This is a genomic window from Clostridium tarantellae (assembly GCF_009295725.1).
Taxonomy (GTDB): domain Bacteria; phylum Bacillota; class Clostridia; order Clostridiales; family Clostridiaceae; genus Sarcina; species Sarcina tarantellae.
In genome coordinates, this window is record NZ_WHJC01000448.1 from 1 (window position 1) to 1,933 (window position 1,933).

A 1,933-nucleotide genomic window follows, 5' to 3' on the forward strand; every position below is an offset into this window, starting at 1 on the left:
GTTATTTACCTCCTGTTGGTGTTTTTATTTCTTGTTATTTATATTGTGCCATACTGGAGGAAAATATAAAAACTTAACTTCAAAAAAGTTAGGTGAATTAATGGTTGCGGAATTCCGCAACCGACTACATTCATAAATATAAAGGAGAATTTAATATGTCTAAGAAAAAAACATTAAAATCAATCAATCAAGGCATGGAAGATAATAGTAATAATTCCTTGAAATCAAATAATGGATATCAAGGAGTTGGAAATTCAGGTAAACAAAAATCAGTAGAAAATAAAAATTAAATAAATTTTTGAAAGTATTATGCTATGTAAATTATATAAAAATATTTTGCATAGCATTTTTAATTAAAATTTTTACTTAATAAAAAATAAAATTTATATGTTGTATCAAATAGAGCTTTTTTAAAATAAAGTATATTAATAAGAAAATATAGGAGTAATTTAGATGTTAAATATACTTTTAAGTGCATTATTAAATGGAATGAATGGGAATTCAGAAAATAATATAAACAATTTTAATATGCAAGGGTTTGGTGGAAATCCATTAATGTTAATGCTAATGAGCAATATGTTAAATAATAACAATAGAAAGAGTGAAAATAATAGTAGAAATAATGATCAAAATTTAAATAATACAAATAATCTTATGAATCTTATTAGTCAAATTAATGGAAATGCTAATAATTTTAATGACAGAAAAAATTTAGATAACAATAATTATGGTAATAATCCTAATAATTTATTAATTAATATGCTTATGAACAATATGGGTAATAATGGACAAGAGATAAATCCATTAGCTAGCATGATATTGCAAAATTTATATAATACTAATAGCAATAATAATGGCAAACGCAATAAGAGACATAGAAAATAAACAAAAAGGTTTGTGTAATTTTACATAAACCTTTTTATTTATTACATTGTTATTATAGCTTTATATCAATTAATATAAACTTTAAAATTTTGAATAGAAAATATTTATGAAGTATAATAAAGTTAAATAATGATAAATAAAATTAAGAGGTAACATAATGAAAGAATTTATAATAGATAATCATCAAAGATTAGGATTTTCTCCTATATTTGCAAAGGTTACAAAAGGTGAAGAGGCTTTTTTACCAGGATGTTCTTTTATGACATTAGGAGAACATATTGTGTTAGAAACATTGAATATATTAAAATTAGAAAAATCTAATATGGCAATAGCTACAACCTGTTGTGGTAAACCATCAAAGTATATAAAAAATGGTGTGAAATTTAAGAAAAGATTTAATTCAACCATAGAATTATTAAAAAGTAAAGGAATAAAAAAAATATATACAGCTTGTCCTAATTGTTATAATACTTTTAAAGAAAATAAAGACTTAAAAGTGGGTTCCATATGGTCTATTATAGATAAAAATTTTCCACAAGATAAATATGACATGCATAAAGGAATGAAATTTGCCTTACACGATCCCTGTGCAGCTAGAAACAATAGTGAAGATCATAAAGCTATAAGAAGTATACTAACTAAAATGGGAATAGAAATTTTAGAGTTTAAAATGTGTAGAGAAAAATCTATTTGTTGTGGTAAAAAAAATATGATGATGGTATTAGAACCAGAAAAGGGAAAAGCTATCTTAGAAAATAGGTTAAAACAAAGTCCATATACTTCTATAGTAACTTATTGTGCTTCTTGTGCACATTCATTTAAAGTACCAGGTTTTAAAAGCTATCATATTATGGAGTTGATATTTAATGAAGCTAATGGAAATGGTTGGATTAATAGATTGAAATTAATTAATAAATTAGATCTAAGTTATTAATATTATATTTATTTTTAAATAGTTACTAAAAAGTTAACCATTCAATAATCATGTTTAAAAACACTCTATTTGCTGCTGTAATGGAAAAGTTTATAATAATTTATATAAGCATGA

The 1,933-nt window shown here is 23.0% G+C and carries 3 protein-coding genes; all 3 read left to right on the forward strand.

What is annotated here, in order from left to right; genetic code table 11:
* The first annotated feature begins 155 nt into the window (after nucleotides 1-155).
* Nucleotides 156-290, forward strand: a complete 135-nt coding sequence (locus tag GBZ86_RS18490) for a hypothetical protein (RefSeq protein WP_268817449.1) — start codon at nucleotides 156-158, stop codon at nucleotides 288-290.
* A 163-nt stretch (nucleotides 291-453) separates the two neighbouring features.
* A complete protein-coding gene (locus GBZ86_RS15450; protein ID WP_152892140.1) occupies nucleotides 454-885 on the forward strand; it encodes a hypothetical protein in 432 nt (143 codons plus the stop codon).
* Between the two features lie 157 nt (nucleotides 886-1,042).
* Nucleotides 1,043-1,819, forward strand: a complete 777-nt coding sequence (locus tag GBZ86_RS15455; protein WP_152892142.1) for a heterodisulfide reductase-related iron-sulfur binding cluster — start codon at nucleotides 1,043-1,045, stop codon at nucleotides 1,817-1,819.
* Nucleotides 1,820-1,933: the final 114 nt, after the last annotated feature.